Below are 17,556 nucleotides of genomic sequence, written 5' to 3' on the forward strand. Positions count from 1 at the left end.
AGGGGAGGCCAGAATGAGAATCGGCTGCATCGGCCTCGGAGACATCGCGCAGAAGGCGTATCTGCCCGTACTCACCACCCGGCCGGACCTTGAAGTCCACCTGCACACCCGCACCCCGGCCACCCTGCACCGCGTCGCCGACACCCACCACGTGCCGCACGAACGGCGCCACACCGACCTCGACTCCCTGCTCGCGGCCGGCCTCGACGCGGCGTTCGTGCACGCCGCGACCGCCGCACACCCCGAGATCGTCACCCGCCTCCTCGAGGCGGGCGTCCCGGTCTACGTCGACAAGCCGCTCGCCTACGACCTCGCCGAGAGCGAGCGGCTCGTCCACCTGGCCCGGGAGCGGCAGGTCTCCCTCATGGTCGGCTTCAACCGCCGCTACGCCCCCGGGTACGCCCAGTGCGCCGATCACCCGCGCGAGCTGATCCTGATGCAGAAGAACCGCGTCGGCCTCCCCGAGGACCCGCGCACGCTCGTCCTCGACGACTTCATCCACGTCGTCGACACCCTGCGCTTCCTCACGCCGGGCACCGTCGACCACGTCGACGTACGGGCCAGGGTGCGCGACGGCCTGGCGCACCACGTCGTACTGCAGCTGTCCGGCGACGGTTTCACCGCCATCGGCACGATGAACCGCATGAGCGGCTCCACGGAGGAGGTCCTGGAGGTCTCCGGCCAGGAGACCAAGCGCCAGGTCCTCAACCTCGCCGAGGTCGTCGACCACAAGGGCCAGCCGACGGTCCGCCGCCGCGGCGACTGGGTGTCCGTCGCCCGGCAGCGCGGCATCGAGCAGATCGTCGATGCTTTCCTCGAGGCCGTGGCGGCGGGCAGGACGCTGGACGCGGCGGACGCGCTGCTCACCCACGAGCTGTGCGAACGGATCGTCACCGCGATCGGCGCCCAGGCCTCCTGACGACCTGCCGGACGCCTTCGGCGGCACCATGGACGACAAGGATCGCGAGCGCACCGTAGAGGGCCCAGTCCCCGGTCCGTACGTACGGGCTGGTGCCCCGCGCCAGCGGGACGTCGTAGATGGCGGCGGCACTGCGGTCCGTGCCGAGCTGCTCGCCGACGGTGCGGCCGCGCGGATCCGCCACCGTGCTCACTCCGGTGAGCGTCGCGTGCACCATGGGCCGCCAGGTCTCGGCGGCGCGCAGCGCGGCGAGCGAGGCGTGCTGGGCGGGCGCCCAGCTGCCCTGGAAGGTGGACGTCGCCGACTGCGCGACGAGCAGCTGGGCCCCGTCCCGGGCCAGCTGCCGGCTCATGTCCGGGAAGGCCGACTCGAAGCACACCAGCGGCCCGACCCGCAGACCGCGGCCGCTGGTCTCCGGCAGCCGCATCACCACCTGCGTCTCGCCGCGCCGCCGGTCCTCATCGGCCGCCTTGCCCACGGACGTCGCCCAACCGAGCACCGAACGGAAAGGGACGTACTCGCCGAACGGCACCAGCCGCATCTTGTCGTAACGGTCCCCGGTGGGACCGTCCGGACCGATGAGGACGGAGCTCTTGAAGATCCCCGGCTGATCCGAGCGGCGGGCGTCGACGTTGACGAGCAGATCGGCGCGGGCCTCACGTGAGAGCGCGGCGAGCCGGTCGCGCAGGTCGGGGCGGTTCTGCAGATCCTGGCCGACGCTGCTCTCACCCCACACCACGAGATCCACCCGCTGCCCGGCCAGGGAGCGGGTGAGTTCCGCCTCGCGGTCGAAGCGCCGCTGGACGCTGCCCGTGCCGTCGATGATCCCGGGCTGGACGATCGCGACCCGCACCGTACCGGCGTAATCCGGCACGGGCGCCCACACCCAGATGCCACCCACGGCTAGGACACAGGCCAGCAGGCCACCGAATGCGGCGGCACGGGCCCGAGGCGCCGAAATCACCGCGGCAAGCCCGGTATTGAAGGCGACGATCAGAAACCCGACCAGCCACACCCCTCCGACGGAGGCGACGCGCAACGCGGGAGCGACCTGCCACTGACTGGCCCCGAGCAGCCCCCAGGGCCCACCCAAGTACTCCCAGGACCGCACGAGTTCGACGACCAGCCACCCGGAGGGCACCACGAACAACGCCCCCAGAACCCGGCCCCACCCGGGCGATCCCCCCAGCAGCCGGTACACCAGCAGCCCCCAGGGCGCCCACAACAACCCCAGCAGCGCGGCCAGCACCAGAATGAACACATGCAGACTAGGCAGCAGCCAATGATGCAGAGCAAACAGAAACCCGGCCCCCCCGAGCCAGCCCTCGAGCGCGGCCCGCCGCCCACTGACTGCCGACCGCACCAGCAGCATCCACGGCACGAGCGCCACCCAGGCCAGCCACCACAGGGACGGCTCGGGGAAGGCGAGAGCGGGCAGTGCGCCGGCGAGGACGGACGTGAGGGCCCGCGACCAGGGCGAGGCGAGCAGTGGGCGTTCTGGCTCCTTCGCCGACGTGATCGTCATGATGTGCGCCCTCCTCGGGCTTACCGAGCATTGGCGTCAGGATTCCCGGTGATCCATCGTGCCGCATGCCCAACGCGAGTAAGAGGCCATCTCAATCGGCGAGTTCAGTTTGCTAACACGGACTCGTCGAATGAGCTGATATCTCGACAGGCGCTTGTCCGATCTCATGGTCCGTGCCATGCCCGGTCCACCGCCGCCTCGGCTTGATCGCTGTGCTTCCTCCGCGGCCCGTCGAGGCCGCGTATTCGCGCTTCGGGACCAGGTCAAACCATCCGATTTGCGCGTTTAGGGGCATGGTGGGTATCTCACGGCCTTCGATGCTCCATGTGTGAGCCGTTCCGATGAGGCCGCGAATCTGGTCCTCTTGGGAGGCGGCATACAGAAACGCTTCCGCGTGAGGCTGAGGAAGGAGGTCTGCCTATGACCAGATCGGTGGGGCAGTGCATGGCCGAGGACTGGGTCCCGGCTGCAGCCCGCACCGCCGGCGCAGGAGACCTGCCGGATTCGTCCGCGCCGCGGCATGTGGTCTTCGACCTCGACGGCACGCTCCACCCCGATGCCATGGGCATCCTCCTGCTCGAGGATCTGAGCACCGCTGGAATCTGCCACAGCGCGGCCACAGAGCGGCTGTTCGACTTCCTGTACTCCCTCGATCAAGAACGGCTGCACGAGCCGCACTCCGTGAGTACCGCCTATCGGCTCTATGCGCAGGCCCTGCGGGGCTGCGAACTACACCGGGTCCAGGAAGTCGCTCGCCGGCTGTGGGAGCGAGAGGCGCCCAACGTCTTCTCCTACGTCGCCCCGTTGCTGGAAGAATTGCGTGGTCGGGGCACGTCTCTGATCCTCATCTCCGGGAGTCCGCAGGAGGTGGTGGAGCAAGTGGCTCTCTCGCTGGGCTTCCACCAGTGGCGTGGCGCAGTCCTGGCAGCCGAGGACGGCCTCTACTCCGGGCAGTACTCCCGCAGGCCGGCAATGGCGCGGGAAAGGCTGGCGCTCACGACAGATCTGGTTGGCGGGCAGCAGCACCTGGCGCACTGCGCCGCCGTGGGCAATTCCACCTCCGACATCGAACTGCTGGCGGGTGTAGGGCACCCCGTCGCCTTCGAACCGGGGCCCCAGCTGGCCGCTGCCGCCCGCCGCCACGGCTGGACCCTTGCAGATCGTTCGTCTCTGACGGCGGCCTCGTTCGCCATCCCGACCCGATGACCTTCCGGCTGAGATTCGCCACGAAGAAAGGAGCTCTCCGGTGACGGGAGCAGGCGTCCGCAACGTCATCCTCGAAGCCGAAGGTGTCCTGTTTCAGAGCAGCGGCTCGCTCACGGGCGAGCTGGCCGACGTACCAGCCCGCCAAGTCTTCCAATCGGCCACATGGCTGCGTTACGCGGCGGGGCAGCTGACCAGCGAGGAGGCCTTCGAGCGTATCGCCACAGCACTCGGCGTCCACCCATCGGCCATTGCCGAAGCTGTCATCGCGCACAGGAGCACCTGGCGCCCCTCACCCCAGCTCGCGGACATGCTCGACACCCTCACCAGCCAAGGTACGAATCTGTACTGCCTGGCTGCCATGCCGGCCGCGGACTGGAACTGCGTTCGTGAACAGCTGCCTGACCTCTGGGCCCGCTTCGTTGACGTCGCTACCACCGGCGAGCTGGGGGCGGAACCAGCCAGCCTGGACGCGGTCACCCGCCTGTGCAGTCGATGGGCCATCGCACCGCGCGATACGGTCTACCTCGGAGCCGACCAGCACACTCTGCAGTTCACGCGCTCCATGGGGATCCGCTCGGTCCGCTATCGGACGCCAGCAGACCTCTGGCGGCTGCGCAGCGAGAAGAACAGGCTCAAGGCCGCCGAGGATTACATTCGGCATAGTCTGCGGACGGATGATGTTCGCTCGGAGGCGGTGACCGAAACCGGCGAGCACCACCCTGTGGACGAGACCTGGTCGTTGTTCTACCTCCTGGACGCCAGCGAAACGATCGCTCGCAGCGAGCCCGGTAGGGCGCTGTTGCGCCAGCTAGCGTCCCTCGAACAGGACGGCCTGTACGGTTTCCTGCGCAGCCCTCATCCGCTGATGAAAGATCTGCCCATCGACTCGGACGACACTGGGCTGGCCTTGTCCACCCTGTATTCCTACGGCTTGGCCGATCAGCCGATGCTCCAGCGGGCCGCCAAGCGCATCCTCGACAACGTCAACAGGGACGGCCTCATCCAGCTGTACTTCCATCCCGAACGTCCCCGCGTCGACTCCGTCGTATGCTCCTCGGCCCTGTGCCTTCTCTACCTGGCCGGGTACCAGGAGGCTCCCGCCGCCCGGAGGACGGAGGACTTCCTCTACGCTCTGCTTGAGAACAGGGGATACGAACAGGGCTCCCTCTACACCCCCTCCCCGGACTTCTTCCTGTACACCCTTTTCCGGATCGCCCGCAGATCGGCCGGCTTCTGTGACCGGTTCGGGACCCTGCTGGCCGCGCGGCTCACCGAGCGGATCGGAACCACCGGTGAGCCGGCCGGCCAGGCCCTGCGCGTCCTCATGTGCCGTACGCTGCGGATCCCCAACGACATCGACTACGAGCGCCTTCTCAGCCAGCAATGTATCGACGGATCCTGGGGCCCCGCCCCTGCCTGGCAACTGATCGCAACAGCCGGAAACGGCTACAACCGTGTCCTTGACACCACCTTCGCGGCCCAGGCCATTCGCCTCACCCTCGCTATCGGAGAGGACCAGCACAGGCCGCAGCGGAATCGGGAGATCGAATCTCACCTTGCGTGTCCGGCCGAATTGTCCGGTCGAGCCGCACTGTAGGGGTAGGGAGAAGACCGTAGCTGCGGGCCGCGCCGGGACGGAGGCCCCTGGCTGACCCGCAGGTGCGGCGATCTCAACTTCGCTACCTGGTCAGACCGCTCGTCAGCCCTCTAGCGGCGCTGCAGCCAGCGCCGGAGGGACTTCCACCAGGAGACGCGGGGCTCGGGCCCTTGCCCGGATGGCGCCGCAGCCGGAGCGGACTGTACGTCGATCGCCCCAGCGGATGGGATCTCAACGGTGGTCAGCTCACGGTAGGCCGGTTGACTCGCCGTGAACTTCACCGGGAGCGCAGTGAGATTGCGGGACAGCAGTGAAGAGTGGTAGCAGAGCTCCGACTCCTCGACGGCGAGTGCGAGATCCGGCAGTCGCAGGAGGAGGGCATCGATGCCGGTACCGGCAATCGCCCGACCGATGTCCTGGCCGGGGCATTCATGCGCTCCGCCGCTGAAGGCAAGATGTGCTCGATTCCCGTGGATCGGGGCGTCCAGGTCGGGCCGGACGGCGGTGTCCACATTGCCGGCGGCCAAGGCCAGCACCAAGGCGTCACCCGCTTTGATCTCTTTCCCCGCGAGCTCTGTGTCCTGCGCGGCCCAGCGGCCGACGACGGTCAGGAAGGGCGGCTCGTCCCACAGCACCTGCTCCACGGCGTCCGGGAGCGTCATGTGTCCGCCCGCCAGTGAGGCCCGGAAGCGAATGTCGGTCAGGACCATTTTCAACGTGCTCGCGATGAGGTTCGCCGTTGTTTCGAACGCGGCTACGAGAATGAGTCGAAGGTGTTGCTGGACCTCGTCGTCGGTCAGCTCGGCAGGATGCTCAAGCAGCCAGCTGGTGAGGTCGGCTTCCGGCTGAGCGCGCTTGCGCGCCACCAGTTTGCGGAGCGTCTCCTGAATGAACTCATTGCTCGCGATCGCCGACTCGTTCCCCTTGACCAGGTTGCGGGAGGCGCTGACCAGCTGAGGGCTGTACTCCTCAGGCATGCCGACAATCTGTGTCATGGCCATCATCGTGAGATGCTCGCCGAACTGGTGCACCAGATCGGCCTCGCCTGAGCCGCAGAAGCGGTCCACCAGTTGGTTGGCGCACTGCGTCACGTGGCGGCGGATGCCCCTCTTGTCGAGGCGCGCGATGCTGTCGTTCACCGCTCCACGCCACCGCTCGTGCTGCTCGCCGTCGACGTACGACATCATCGGCTGCCAGGTGACGACGGGGAGGAGCGGATGGTCGGGGGGAACCCGTCCCTCGCGCATCTCGGTCCACAGCCGTGGGTCATGCGAGAACCGCGACGGCGTCCGCGTGACGTCCAGGTTCTCCCGGTAACCCAATACCAGCCAGGCCGGGAGGTCACCGTGTAGCAGAACCGGCGCGACCGGACCGTGCTCCTCGCGCAACCGCTCGTACAGCCCGTACGGGTCGTTCTCCGCCTCCGGCCCGTACAGCCGGGTCCTGCCGCCCGGGCCCGGCCCCAGGCCCATTTTGCTCGCCGGGCACCCCGGCGGCGGCGTCGAAAGGGCTTCGGTGCGCGAGTGTTCAGACGTGTCGGTCACTGTGACTCCGTGGGGACGGTAGTGAGGGTGTACAGATAGCGCATCAGGGCCATCAGGGTGTCGCGGCAGGAGGCGCGGTCGCGGGCGTCGCAGTCGACCATGGGGACGGAGTCGTCCAGGTCCATCGCGGTGCGCAGTTCCGACATGGGGTATCTGGGGGCGCCGGGGAAGGCGTTGACGCCGACGACGAAGGGGACGCCGCGTTCCTCCAGGCGGCCGATCACGTCGTAGCTGACTTCCATCCGGCGGGTGTCGAGGAGGACCACGGCACCCAGTGCGCCCTCGAAGAGGCCGTTCCACAGGAACCAGAAGCGCTGTTGCCCGGGTGTGCCGAACAGGTACAGCACCAGGTGGTCGTTGATGCTGATCCGGCCGAAGTCCATGGCGACCGTGGTCTCGGTCTTCTGTTCGATCCCGGCCAGGTCGTCCACCCCGACGCCGGCCTGGGTCATCGTCTCCTCGGTCGTCAGCGGGCGGATCTCGCTCACCGCGCCGACCAGGGTCGTCTTGCCGACCCCGAAGCCTCCGACGATCACGACCTTCACGGCCGCGGTGGCGGAGGCCGGGAGGATGTCCTCGGTCCGCGGTCCGGCGTAGCCGTCAGAGCTTTTGTAGTCCATGCATCACCGCCTCAAGCAGTCGAACATCGGGCAGGGCGGCCGCCGGTACCGGTGGCCGGGCCTCGACCTGCCCGCCGGTGAGCAGCTCGGTGAGGAGCGGGGAGAGGGTGCTGACCGGCAGCTCCAGGTAGGCCGAGATCTCGGCGACCGACAGGGGGTAGTCGCACATCCTGACGACGGCGGCGTGCTCCGGCTGCAGCCCGGGGTCGGACTCCGTGCGGGAGACGATCAGTGTCACCAGGTCGAGGTCTCTCTTGACCTCCGTGGTGCCCTCGGCACCGGTGAGGATGTACAGCCGGTCCGGATTGCCCGGTGGCTCCGGACCGGACGCGGGCTGGGGTCCGGCTCCGGTCATGTCACCGGCCCACCGACCCGGGGCGGGCTCGTGAGATGGGAGCCGATACGGGCCACCAGATCCCGCATCTTCATGCCCATCAGCCCGGCGTCCACGTCGTCGTCGGCCAGCACGGCCAGATAGGCCCCGGCCCCGGCGGCCATCAGATAGAAGAATCCGCCGTCGACCTCGATCACGACCAGGCGCATCTGCCCGTCCCCGTGGGGGAACTCCGAGGCGATGGCCGAGGACAGGCTCTGCAGTCCGGCGCAGGCGGCGGCGAGGCGGTCGGCTACCTCCGTGTCCGTGCCGTGCTGGGCCATGCGCAGGCCGTCCGAGGACAGCACAATCACATGGCGGGTCTGGGGGACGCTGGTGGCCAGGTCCTTGAGCATCCAGTCCATGTTGAACCGCGGCTGCTGCGTCACTTGGCTACTCTTCCTTGTCTGACGGGATATCACTGATCTGCCGTCCGTTCCGCTCCTGCGGCAGCTCTCCGTTGATGCCGCTGGTGAAGGCGGCCAGCCACAGCCCGGGCTGTACGGATTGCTCCTCGGGAGCGGGCGGGGCCGCCGGGGTCCGCCGGGCGGGGCCGCCGCGGCCGCGTTCGGCCGCACCCCGGCCGAACGGGAGCGGTGCGGGGCCGCGCCGGCGCCGGCGCTGGGGGAGTCCACTGTCGCCCAGTGGCGGGGGGACGGGGCTGTCCATGATCGGCGCCGCCGAGGGCTGGGCGGGGATGGAGCCGGAGCCGGGCCGCCGCTTCTTCTTGTACGGCGGAAGCTTGGGCGCGCGGGCGATGTCGCCGCCGGGGAACCGGCTCGCGGTGATCAGGTTCGGGGGGATGACCAGCACCGCGCGGACGCCGCCGTACGCCGAGGGGCGCAGCGAGACGATGAAGTCGTGGGCGTTGGCGAGCCGGCTGACCACCGCCAGGCCCAGCCGCGGGGACTCGCCGAGGTCGTCCAGGTCGAGTCCGCCCTCCTTGGACAGCACCCGGTCGGTGCGGCGGCGGGCCTCGTCGGTCAGGCCGACGCCCGCGTCCTCGATCTCCACCGCGATGCCGGACTGGATGTCCACGGCGGTCAGGTGCACCCGGGTCTGCGGCGGGGAGTAGCGGGTGGCGTTGTCCAGCAGCTCGGCCAGCGCGTGGATCACGGGCTCGACGGCGGGGCCGACGACGGCCACGTCCGCCACCGAGTGCAGGTCCACGCGACGGTATTCGAGGATGCGCGACATCGCGCCGCGCAGCACGTTGTAGAGCGGGATCTCGGACCGCCACTGACGGCCCGGGCGCGAGCCGCCGAGCACCGCGATGCTGTCCGCGAGGCGGCCGGTCAGGGCGTTGCCGTGGTCCAGGTGCAGCAGGTCGCCGAAGACGTCCGGGTTGTTGCCGTGCTTGTGCTCCATCTCCCGGATGTCGTAGGCCTGTTGGTGAACGATGGCCTGCATGCGGCGGGCGATGTTGACGAACGCGCGGTGGGCGGCGTCACGCAGCGCCTCTTCCGCCTGGACGGCTTCGATCACGGACCGCACCACCGAGCGGTGCGCCGCGGCGAAGCCCGGCTCCAGCTCGTGAATGGGGATGGTGACCCGCAGGACCTGGTCGGTGGGGGCGCCGTGGCGCATCAGCTTGAGCGCCTCGGGCATCACATCGCGGGCGAAGCGCCAGGTCTCCGCGTCGTGCTGGTCGAGCCGGTGCTGCAGGAGGGCCTCCCGCTCGGCGTGGCGCCGGCGCAGCCCGGCGATCACCCGTCCCCGGCGGGCCGCCTCGGCGGCGGCCAGTGCCACGGCGACCGTGGCCGCGGCCCCGCACCAGGCCACGGGCGCGCGCGCCTCGGGCGTCACGGCGAGGGACGCCGTGACCGTGCACACGGCCAGTACCAGAGGGGAGACCACCCATATAAGAGCGGAGGGGGGCCGCCCTGAAGCCGACGAGCCAGTACCAACCATCGAGATCCTCGGAACTCTTGAGACATAAAGGAGTGGGGGCCGGCGCGCGGCGTTTTCCGTTCTCCCGGAAAGGCGGCGGCAGCACAGCACTTGGCCGCAGCGTGCCGAGCCAGGCGGCCCGCTGCGCGAGATGGAGCGTAGCTTGTCGCACCGATGCTCCGGCGCGAAGTTGTCATATTCGCGTGATGGGCTGACGAGCGAATTCGAATGGCCTCATAATGACCTGCACCAGGTGAGCGAATGCATTTCCGAACGGCCTGAATGGACGTTCGGTGGGGGGTGAAGGTCACGCTCACGGGTGGTCCGTCCGGCGAACCGGGCCCGTACGCCGACGGACGGGGCTAGGCTCGCCCCACCACATTCTCCGGGGAGACATCGCCATGTCGGGGCATCAGCGTGAACGCGACCCATCTGCCGCCCTGTTCGAGCGCGAGCGCGAGCTCGACGTCGTCGAACGGGCGGTGTACGGCCTCTGCGGCCGCCAGGGACCGGACGGATCAGAGGACGGCGGCGAGCAGCCGAAGGAAGGCGGTCTACTCCTCTTCAGCGGTGAAGCCGGCCTGGGCAAAACGGCGTTGCTCACCGAGGTGCGGCGGCTGTCCGCCGAGTGCGGCACGTGCACGGTGCTCTTCGCCCGCGGCAGCAGGTCGGCCGAGAAGGTGCCGTTCCACGTCGTGCGGCAGCTGCTCCAGCCCGCTCTGGCGCCGATGACCACGTCCGCCCGGCAGGAGTTGCTGGGCGGCTGGTACGACATCGCCGGGCCCGCGCTGGGCATCGTGCCGCCCGTCGGCCCGCAGGCCGACCCCCAGGGCGTGCGCGACGGACTCGACTGGGTGGTCACCCAACTCGCCGTCCAGACGAAGCCCTTGGTCGTCGTCGTGGACGACGCCCACTGGGCCGACCCCGAGTCGCTGTCCTGGCTCACCTCCTTCAGCGTGCGGCTGGGCGAGATGCCCCTGCTGCTCGTACTGGCCTACCGGCCCAAGGAACTGCCCGAGCACACGCCCGCCTTCCGTGACCTGGTCGAGGGCCGGGCGGTCCGGCCGGTCGAACTGCGGACCCTGACTCCGGAGGCCGTGGCCGGCCTGGTCCACGAAGCCCTCGGCCCCAAGGCCGATCCGCCCTTCTGCCGGGAGGTCTGGGCGGTCACCGGGGGAAACCCGTACGAGGTCGTCGAGCTGATAGCCAAGGCACAGGACCGGGACATCGAGCCGGTCGAGGAGTCCGCGGCGCTGCTGCGCGATCTGGGTGCGGCGGCCCGCGGCAAGGGCCTGGTGTCCCGTCTCGAGCTGCTCGGCTCGTCGGTCACCCGCTTCGCCTGGGCCGCGGCCGTCCTGGGCACGGAGATCGAGGCACGGCTGGCGGCCAGCCTCGCGGGCATGGGCCCGGCCGAGGCATCCGACTGCGCCGACCAGCTGCGCGAGAACCGCATCCTCGTGGGCGCCGAGCGGCTGGAGTTCGTCCACCCGCTGATCGCCACCGCGGTCTACCGTGCCATCCCCGCGGCCACCCGTACCGCCATGCACGGCCAGGCCGCCTGGCTGTCGGCGGACGCGGGCAAGGGCGTGGCCGTCTCCGCCCGGCACCTGCTGGAAGTGCACCCCGACAGCGACCCCGACGTGGTCAACCAGCTGCGTGCCGCCGCCCGCGAGCACCTCGCCGTGGGCGCCCCGGACGCCGCCCGTCGCTGTCTGGAGCGGGCGCTGCAGGAGCCGCCTGCGGAGGAGGAGCGCGCCATGCTCCTCTACGAGCTGGGCTGCGCCGCCCTGCTCACCTCGCCGCAGACCACCGTCAACCACCTGCGCGCCGCACTGGACCTGCCGGACCTCAGCGAAGAGCTGCGCGTCGACGCGACCTACCGGCTCTCCCAGGCGTACGCGCACAACAGCCAGCTGCGCGAGGCCGTCGCGGTGGTGGCGGACCAGGCCTCCCGTACGCCACCGGGGCCCGGTCTGATGCGTCTGCAGGCCGCCCACTATCTGTGGAAGGGCATCCAGGTCGAGGAGGAGGACGCGCACGGGCGGTCGCGGCGCATCGCCGAACTCGCCCGTCCGCTCAGGGGTCGGGACAACTCCGAGCGGGCCCTGCTCGCGCTGCGCGGCTTCGACGGCATGATCCGTGGCGACAACGCCCTGGAGGTCATCGAGGCGGTCGAGCGGGCGCTGGTCGACGGCCGGCTCGCCGAGGGCATGGGGTGGACCAATACCGAGTGGGGCTTCGAGCTCCCCAGCATCATCGGTATCACCTTCGCCTACACCGACCGGCTCGACCAGGCCGAGCAGTTCTTCACGGACGCCGTGCGCGCCTTCGAGATCTCCGGCTGGAGCGGTGCCCATCTGGCCCTCGCCCATGACTTCCTGGGCCTGGTCCAGCGGCGGCGCGGTCAACTGGACCGCGCCGAGGAGACCTTGCGCAAGGGGCTGGAGCTGGCCTACCGCCTCGGCCCGGGGCTGCCCACCCAGTGGGACGGCACCTGCCTGCTGATCGACACCCTGATCGCACGCGGCAAGATCGACGAGGCGCAGGTCGTGGCGGAGGAGAACCTCTTCGAGCCGCCCTACTCCCCGGTGATCGTGCTGCCGGACGCCGCCTGCCTGGCCGGTCGGCTGCTGCTGGAGCGGGGCCGGGTGAAGGAGGCCGTCGCCGAACTCGAGGCCGCCGGGCGCAGACTGGACGAGCGTGGCCGTCACAACACGCTCTGGGCTCCCTGGGCGCTCGACCTCGCGTCCGCCGTCGCCGACGAGGAGCCCGAGCGTGCCCGGGACCTCGCCGACCAGGCCGTCCGGCATGCGAACCGGTTCGGTACCGAGACCGCGATCGGTGAGGCCCTGCGCCGCTCCGCGCGGTTGTACGGGCCGGAGGAGCGGCTCGCCCGGCTCGAGAAGGCGGTCGGACTGCTGAGCCAGTCGCCCTGCCAGTACGAGTACGCGGCGGCGCTGGTCGATCACGGTTCCATGCTGCGTGCGGTGGGCCGTGAGGTCGAGGCGGTCGAGCGGCTGCACGAGGGGCTGGTCATCGCGGAGCGCTGCGGGGCGGACGGGCTGGTGGAGCGGGCCCGGTCCGAGGTCGTGGCGTGCGCGTTCAAGGGCGGTGAGCAGAAGGACTGAGGAGGGGAGCGGGTCGCCGCCCGAGGGCATGGAGCTCAGGAGGCGCGGCGGCCCGTTTTCTTGGCGGTGGCCTTTTTCGTGTTCTTTGCCGACGTGCTCTTCGAGGCAGCGCTCTTCGATGCGCTGCTCTTGGTGGCCGTGCTTTTCGAGGCGGCGCTCTTCGAAGCGGTGGTTTTGGCCGCGGTCTTCTTGGCCGCGGCCTTTTTGCTCGTGCCTTTATTCGATTCGGCGCTCTTCTTCGCGCGACTCCGCGGGGTGCCCCCGGCCGCCGCTTTCGCCTCTTTTCCCGCCTCGCCCTTTCCGCCCGCCGAGTCGATGGAGGCCTGCAGGGCGGCCATCAGGTCGATGACGTTGTCGGGTGCGGGGGTGGTCTCCTTGCGGGGCGCGGGCCGGTGGTCCAGGTGGGCGGTGATGAGCTCGTCGAGGGCCACTTCGTACTCGTCCTCCAGGGAGTCGAGGTCGAAGTCCTCCGAGAGGGTGTCCATCAGGCTCGTGGCCATCTTGAGCTCCTGCGGCCGTACGGTGACGGACGAGGGCGGGGCGAGGTCGTCGGCGTCGCGGATCTCGTCGGGCCAGTACATGGTGTGCAGGGTCAGCAGGTCCTCGTGGACGCGCAGCAGGGCCAGCGACTCACGGGTGCGCAGGGCGATCTTGGTGACGGCGACCCGCTCGGTCTGCTTGAGGGTCTCGCGCATCAGGACGTAGGGCTTGTTCGCCGCCGCGCTCTCGGGTGCCAGGTAGTAGGCGCCGGACAGCTGGAGGGGGTCGATGCGGTCGGCGTCGACGAAGGCCAGGACGTCGATGAGCTTCTTGCTCGGCAGGGGCAGGCCCGCGAGCTCGTTCTTGGTGACGACGGCGGTGCGGCCCTCGTCGTCCTCGAAGCCCCTGGCGACGTGTTCGTAGTCGACTTCCTTGCCGCACGCGTCGCAGAAGCGCTTGAGGTGGATGCGGCCGCCGTCCGCGTCGTGGACCTGGTGCAGCCTGATGCCGTGCTCCTCCGTGGCGGCGTACAGCCGCACGGGCACGGAGACCAGCCCGAAGCCGATCGAGCCTTTCCACATGCTCCGCATAGCTCACGTCCCTCCGTGGGAATTATCACCTTATGTCCACTTCTTCGGAGCGGCAGTCCCCGGAACGGCAGGTGGTGGAGGTCGAGGGCCGCAGGCTCTCCCTGTCCCACCTGGACCGGGTGCTCTTTCCCGCGTCCGGGCACACCAAGGCCCAGATCCTGCGGTACTACGCCCGCGTCGCCGCGGCGATGCTGCCGCACGCGGCGGGCCGGGCCGCCTCCTTCGTCCGCGCCCCCGAGGGCACCGGCGGGGAGAGCTGGATCGCCAAGACCCCGCCCAACGGATCACCCGGCTGGGTGCCCCGGGTGCCGGTCCGGCACAAGGACGGGGTGGCCGAACAGGTGATGATCGACTCCACGGCGGCCCTGATCGCCATGGTGAACCTCGGCGCGTACGAGGTGCACGTCCCGCAGTGGACCGCCGAGGCGGGCCCCGAGGGCCACGACCGTCTGGTCCTCGACCTCGATCCCGGCCCCGGAACCGACCTCGTCGTCTGCTGCCGCGTCGCCCAGCGCCTGCGCCAGCTGCTCGCCGACGACGGGCTCACGGCGTATCCGGTGGTCTCCGGAGCGAAGGGGCTGCACCTGTACGCGCCCGTCGAGGCCGCCTCCGGCCGGGCCACCGGGCACTACGCCAAGGCACTGGCGAAGCGGATGATGAACGAACACCCCGGCCTGGTGGTGGTCTCCATGACCAAGTCCGAACGCGAGGGCAAGGTGCTCATCGACTGGTCGCAGAACGCGAGCGCGAAGACCACGGCCGCCCCCTACACCGTGCGCCTGCTGCCGGACCGCCCCGGCGTCGCCGCCCCCGTCACCTGGGACGAGGTCGCCTCCTGCACCGCACCCGACGCGCTCTCCTTCACCCCCGAGGAGGTCCTCGACCGCCTCGACGCACACGGCGACCCGCTGGCCGGACTGTGCGGCGACCGCACCCGGGGACGGCTGCCCTGAGCCTCACCCCAGCTGGGTCAGGTCCGGCCGCAGCCGGTGCCACGTCGGGTGCCGCAGCCGGTCGGCGGCCGTCCAGCCGGTGAAGGCGATCTCGGCGACCAGGCGCGGCTCGACCCAGTGCGCGCCGGACACGTCGACCGGGCCGGCGAAGGGGGAGTCGGCGCGCGGGATCACCGACAGGTAGCGGGCGAGGTCCTGCCGTTCGTGCTCGGAGAGCCCGGACCCGACGGAGCCCACGTAGCGCAGCCCGGACGGGTCCCGCAGGCCGGCCAGGACCGCGCCGGGAAGCCCCGCCAGGCGGCCGCGCCCCTCCGCCCAGCCGCCGATGACCACGTCGAGGGTGATCACATGCTTGGTCTTGCGCCAGTCGGGTGAACGCACGCCCGGCAGATAGCGGGACGTCAGCCGCTTGGCCAGGACGCCCTCGAAGCCGCCGCGCAGCGTGGCGTCCCACGCCTGCAGGCCGTGCCCCTCCACGTGCGCGGGCACCGACCAGTTGGGGCCGCCGACGCCCAGCCCGTACAGCAGGGCACGGCGCTCGCGGTAGGGCAGCTCGGTCAGTAGCGCGCCGTCGAGGTACATGACGTCGAAGAGCATCAGGTGGACGGGGTACTCCATGGCCAGATGCGCCGCGCGGCGCGGATTGGCGACCCCCATCCGGCGTTGCAGCAGCCCGAAGTCGGGCCGCCCGCGCTCGTCCACGACCACGACCTCCCCGTCCAGCACCACCGGCCGGCCGGGCAGCCGCTCGCCCAGTCCCCGCAGTTCGGGATAGGTGGCGGTGGCGTCGTTGCCGGCCCGGGTGACCAGCCGCAGGGTGCCGTCGCCCGGCGCGTAGGCGACGCAGCGCACGCCGTCCCACTTGACCTCGAAGCCCCAGGAGGCCTCGTCGTCCCCGGCGGGCAGCGGGGCCGGGGTGGCCAGCATGGGGCGGATCTCGGGGAGAGCGTGCGCCGGCGTCACTTCGATGCGGTCCATTCCAGCAACTCCCGGGCCGTCCAGGTGGTGATGACCCGTTCGGCGGGCACGCCGCACTCCTCGGCGCGGGCGCAGCCGTGGATCTGCCAGTCCAGCTGACCGGGGGCGTGGGCGTCGCTGTCGACGGAGAACAGCACTCCCGCGTCCAGCGCCGTGCGCAGCAGCCGGCGCGGCGGGTCGAGCCGCTCGGGCCGGCTGTTGATCTCGACGGCGGTGCCGAAGCGGGCGCAGGCCGCGAAGACCATCTCCGCGTCGAACTCCGACTCGGGCCGGTGCCCCAGGATCCGTCCCGTGCAGTGCCCCAGGACGTCCACGAGCGGGCTGGCGACCGCCGAGACCATGCGCCGGGTCATGCTCGCCGCGTCCATCCGCAGCTTGGAGTGCACGGAGGCGACCACCACGTCCAGCCGCTCCAGCAGCTCCTCCTCCTGGTCCAGCGAGCCGTCGGCCAGGATGTCGCACTCGATGCCCGTCAGCAGCCGGAAGCCGTCCCCGAGGCGCTCGTTGACCTCCGCGACCACCTCCAGCTGCGCCCGCAGCCGCTCGGGGGACAGGCCGCGGGCGATCGTCAGCCGGGGCGAGTGGTCGGTCAGAACGGCCCACTCGTGCCCGAGCGCGCGGGCCGCGCGGGCCATCTCCTCGATGGGGCTGCCGCCGTCCGACCAGTCCGAGTGCAGATGGCAGTCGCCGCGCAGCGCCGCCCGCAGGGCCAGTCCGCCCTCGGCCAGCGGCTCTGCGGCCTCCTCCTCCAGGCGGGCCAGATAGGCCGGGACCTCGCCGCGCGCCGCCTCGGCGACCACGCCCGCGGTCTTGGGGCCGATGCCCTTCTCCTGCGTCAGCGAGCCGTCGGCCGCACGGCGCCGCACCTCCTGGGGCTTCATCGCGGCGATCACGGCGGCGGCCGTGCGGAAGGCCTTCACCCGGTACGTGGGCGCCTGGGCGCGCTCCAGCAGGAACGCGATCCGCTCCAGCGCCTCCACGGGCTCCATGGCACCCACCTCCACGTCACCACCGTGCGCCACGGGCCGCCCGCCCGCACGTGTTCGGGCGGCGTGCGGCGCGGGCAGGTCACCTCCCACTGGCCAAGACGAGGGAGCCGCACGATGAGTGATCCGCAGCGCTGGGACCGCACCGAGCCCAGAGCCCGCCGGGCGGTGGTGCTGGGCGGCGGCATGGCCGGGATGCTGGCCGCGTCCGCCCTGGCCGACCACGTCGGCGAGGTGGTGATCGTCGAGCGGGACCGGCTGCCGGCCCGGGCCGTGCCGCGCACGGGGCTGCCGCAGGCCCGCCACGCGCACCTGCTGATGTCCGGCGGCGCCCGCGCCGTCGAGTCGCTGCTGCCCGGCACGCTCGGGCGCTGGATCGCCGCGGGCGCCCGGCGCATCGCCATACCGACGGACCTGGTGGTGTTCTCGCCGCCCGGCTGGTTGCCGCGCCGGCCGGAGATGCAGTTCATGGTGGCCTGCACCCGTGACCTGCTGGACCTGGTGGTCCGCGAACAGGTCCTCGCGCACCCCCGCGTCACCCTGCGCGACGGCACCGAGAGCCTGGCGCTCCTGGGCGGCCCCGGCCGCGTGACCGGGGTGCTGGTCCGGGGGACCGGTGCGCGGCAGGACGAGGAGCTGCCGGCCGATCTGGTCGTCGACGCCGCGGGGCGCGGCTCCCGGGCCGTGCGCCGGCTGAACGATCTGGGGTTGCCCGCCGTGCGGGAGCAGACCGTCGACTCCGGGCTGGTGTACGCCACCCGGATCTT

14 protein-coding genes are annotated in these 17,556 nt (G+C 70.7%); 5 read left to right on the forward strand and 9 right to left on the reverse strand.

What is annotated here, in order from left to right:
* Window positions 1–13 precede the first annotated feature (13 nt).
* Window positions 14–919 (forward strand): Gfo/Idh/MocA family protein, encoded by a 906-nt coding sequence (locus ACIGXW_RS32015; protein WP_399576446.1) that lies wholly within the window; start codon window positions 14–16, stop codon window positions 917–919.
* Here ACIGXW_RS32015 and lnt read toward each other — a convergent pair.
* Window positions 891–2,444: an apolipoprotein N-acyltransferase gene (gene lnt, locus ACIGXW_RS32020; protein ID WP_399576447.1), complete on the reverse strand. Its 1,554-nt coding sequence runs from the start codon at window positions 2,442–2,444 to the stop codon at window positions 891–893. The genes ACIGXW_RS32015 and lnt overlap by 29 nt on opposite strands.
* Window positions 2,445–2,864: 420 nt before the next feature.
* Between lnt and ACIGXW_RS32025 the strand changes: the two genes are divergently transcribed.
* On the forward strand, window positions 2,865–3,650 hold the full coding sequence (locus ACIGXW_RS32025) for an HAD family hydrolase (RefSeq protein WP_399576448.1): 786 nt from the start codon (window positions 2,865–2,867) through the stop codon (window positions 3,648–3,650).
* A 40-nt stretch (window positions 3,651–3,690) separates the two neighbouring features.
* A complete protein-coding gene (locus ACIGXW_RS32030) occupies window positions 3,691–5,247 on the forward strand; it encodes a hypothetical protein (RefSeq protein WP_399576449.1) in 1,557 nt (518 codons plus the stop codon).
* 110 nt (window positions 5,248–5,357) lie between these two features.
* Here ACIGXW_RS32030 and ACIGXW_RS32035 read toward each other — a convergent pair whose 3' ends face one another.
* From ACIGXW_RS32035 to ACIGXW_RS32055, 5 genes are read right to left on the reverse strand one after another with little or no spacing between them, the layout of a single operon-like run.
* Window positions 5,358–6,791, reverse strand: coding sequence for a cytochrome P450 (locus ACIGXW_RS32035; RefSeq protein ID WP_399576450.1), 1,434 nt, complete (start codon window positions 6,789–6,791; stop codon window positions 5,358–5,360).
* Window positions 6,788–7,411, reverse strand: a complete 624-nt coding sequence (locus ACIGXW_RS32040; RefSeq protein ID WP_071964183.1) for an ATP/GTP-binding protein — start codon at window positions 7,409–7,411, stop codon at window positions 6,788–6,790. Before ACIGXW_RS32040 ends, ACIGXW_RS32035 begins: the two co-directional genes overlap by 4 nt.
* On the reverse strand, window positions 7,392–7,766 hold the full coding sequence (locus ACIGXW_RS32045) for a DUF742 domain-containing protein (protein ID WP_399576451.1): 375 nt from the start codon (window positions 7,764–7,766) through the stop codon (window positions 7,392–7,394). Before ACIGXW_RS32045 ends, ACIGXW_RS32040 begins: the two co-directional genes overlap by 20 nt.
* The gene (locus tag ACIGXW_RS32050) at window positions 7,763–8,149 is read right to left on the reverse strand and encodes a roadblock/LC7 domain-containing protein (RefSeq protein ID WP_071964198.1); all 387 of its coding nucleotides are present in this window, start codon (window positions 8,147–8,149) and stop codon (window positions 7,763–7,765) included. The genes ACIGXW_RS32045 and ACIGXW_RS32050 overlap by 4 nt, the downstream gene beginning before the upstream one ends.
* A gap of 28 nt (window positions 8,150–8,177) precedes the next feature.
* Entirely contained in the window at window positions 8,178–9,695 is a 1,518-nt protein-coding gene (locus ACIGXW_RS32055) for an ATP-binding protein (RefSeq protein ID WP_071964185.1), read from the reverse strand.
* Window positions 9,696–10,075: 380 nt separating this feature from the next.
* Between ACIGXW_RS32055 and ACIGXW_RS32060 the strand changes: the two genes are divergently transcribed.
* Entirely contained in the window at window positions 10,076–12,802 is a 2,727-nt protein-coding gene (locus ACIGXW_RS32060; protein ID WP_399576452.1) for an ATP-binding protein, read from the forward strand.
* A gap of 35 nt (window positions 12,803–12,837) precedes the next feature.
* On the opposite strand, the gene ACIGXW_RS32065 is transcribed toward ACIGXW_RS32060, so the two are convergent.
* A complete protein-coding gene (locus ACIGXW_RS32065; RefSeq protein WP_399576453.1) occupies window positions 12,838–13,872 on the reverse strand; it encodes a Ku protein in 1,035 nt (344 codons plus the stop codon).
* Window positions 13,873–13,904: 32 nt separating this feature from the next.
* Between ACIGXW_RS32065 and ligD (ACIGXW_RS32070) the strand changes: the two genes are divergently transcribed.
* Entirely contained in the window at window positions 13,905–14,825 is a 921-nt protein-coding gene (ligD, locus tag ACIGXW_RS32070; protein ID WP_399576454.1) for a non-homologous end-joining DNA ligase, read from the forward strand.
* 3 nt (window positions 14,826–14,828) lie between these two features.
* Here ligD (ACIGXW_RS32070) and ligD (ACIGXW_RS32075) read toward each other — a convergent pair whose 3' ends face one another.
* Together ligD (ACIGXW_RS32075) and ACIGXW_RS32080 are read right to left on the reverse strand one after the other, a co-directional pair.
* Complete coding sequence (ligD, locus tag ACIGXW_RS32075; protein ID WP_399576455.1) at window positions 14,829–15,803, reverse strand: non-homologous end-joining DNA ligase; 975 nt, start codon at window positions 15,801–15,803, stop codon at window positions 14,829–14,831.
* Complete coding sequence (locus tag ACIGXW_RS32080) at window positions 15,785–16,792, reverse strand: PHP domain-containing protein (RefSeq protein WP_399576456.1); 1,008 nt, start codon at window positions 16,790–16,792, stop codon at window positions 15,785–15,787. The genes ligD (ACIGXW_RS32075) and ACIGXW_RS32080 overlap by 19 nt, the downstream gene beginning before the upstream one ends.
* Window positions 16,793–17,556 lie beyond the last annotated feature (764 nt).

The sequence above is a fragment of the Streptomyces sp. NPDC053079 genome, from assembly GCF_044546695.1.
In the GTDB taxonomy this organism is placed as follows: Bacteria; Actinomycetota; Actinomycetes; order Streptomycetales; family Streptomycetaceae; genus Streptomyces.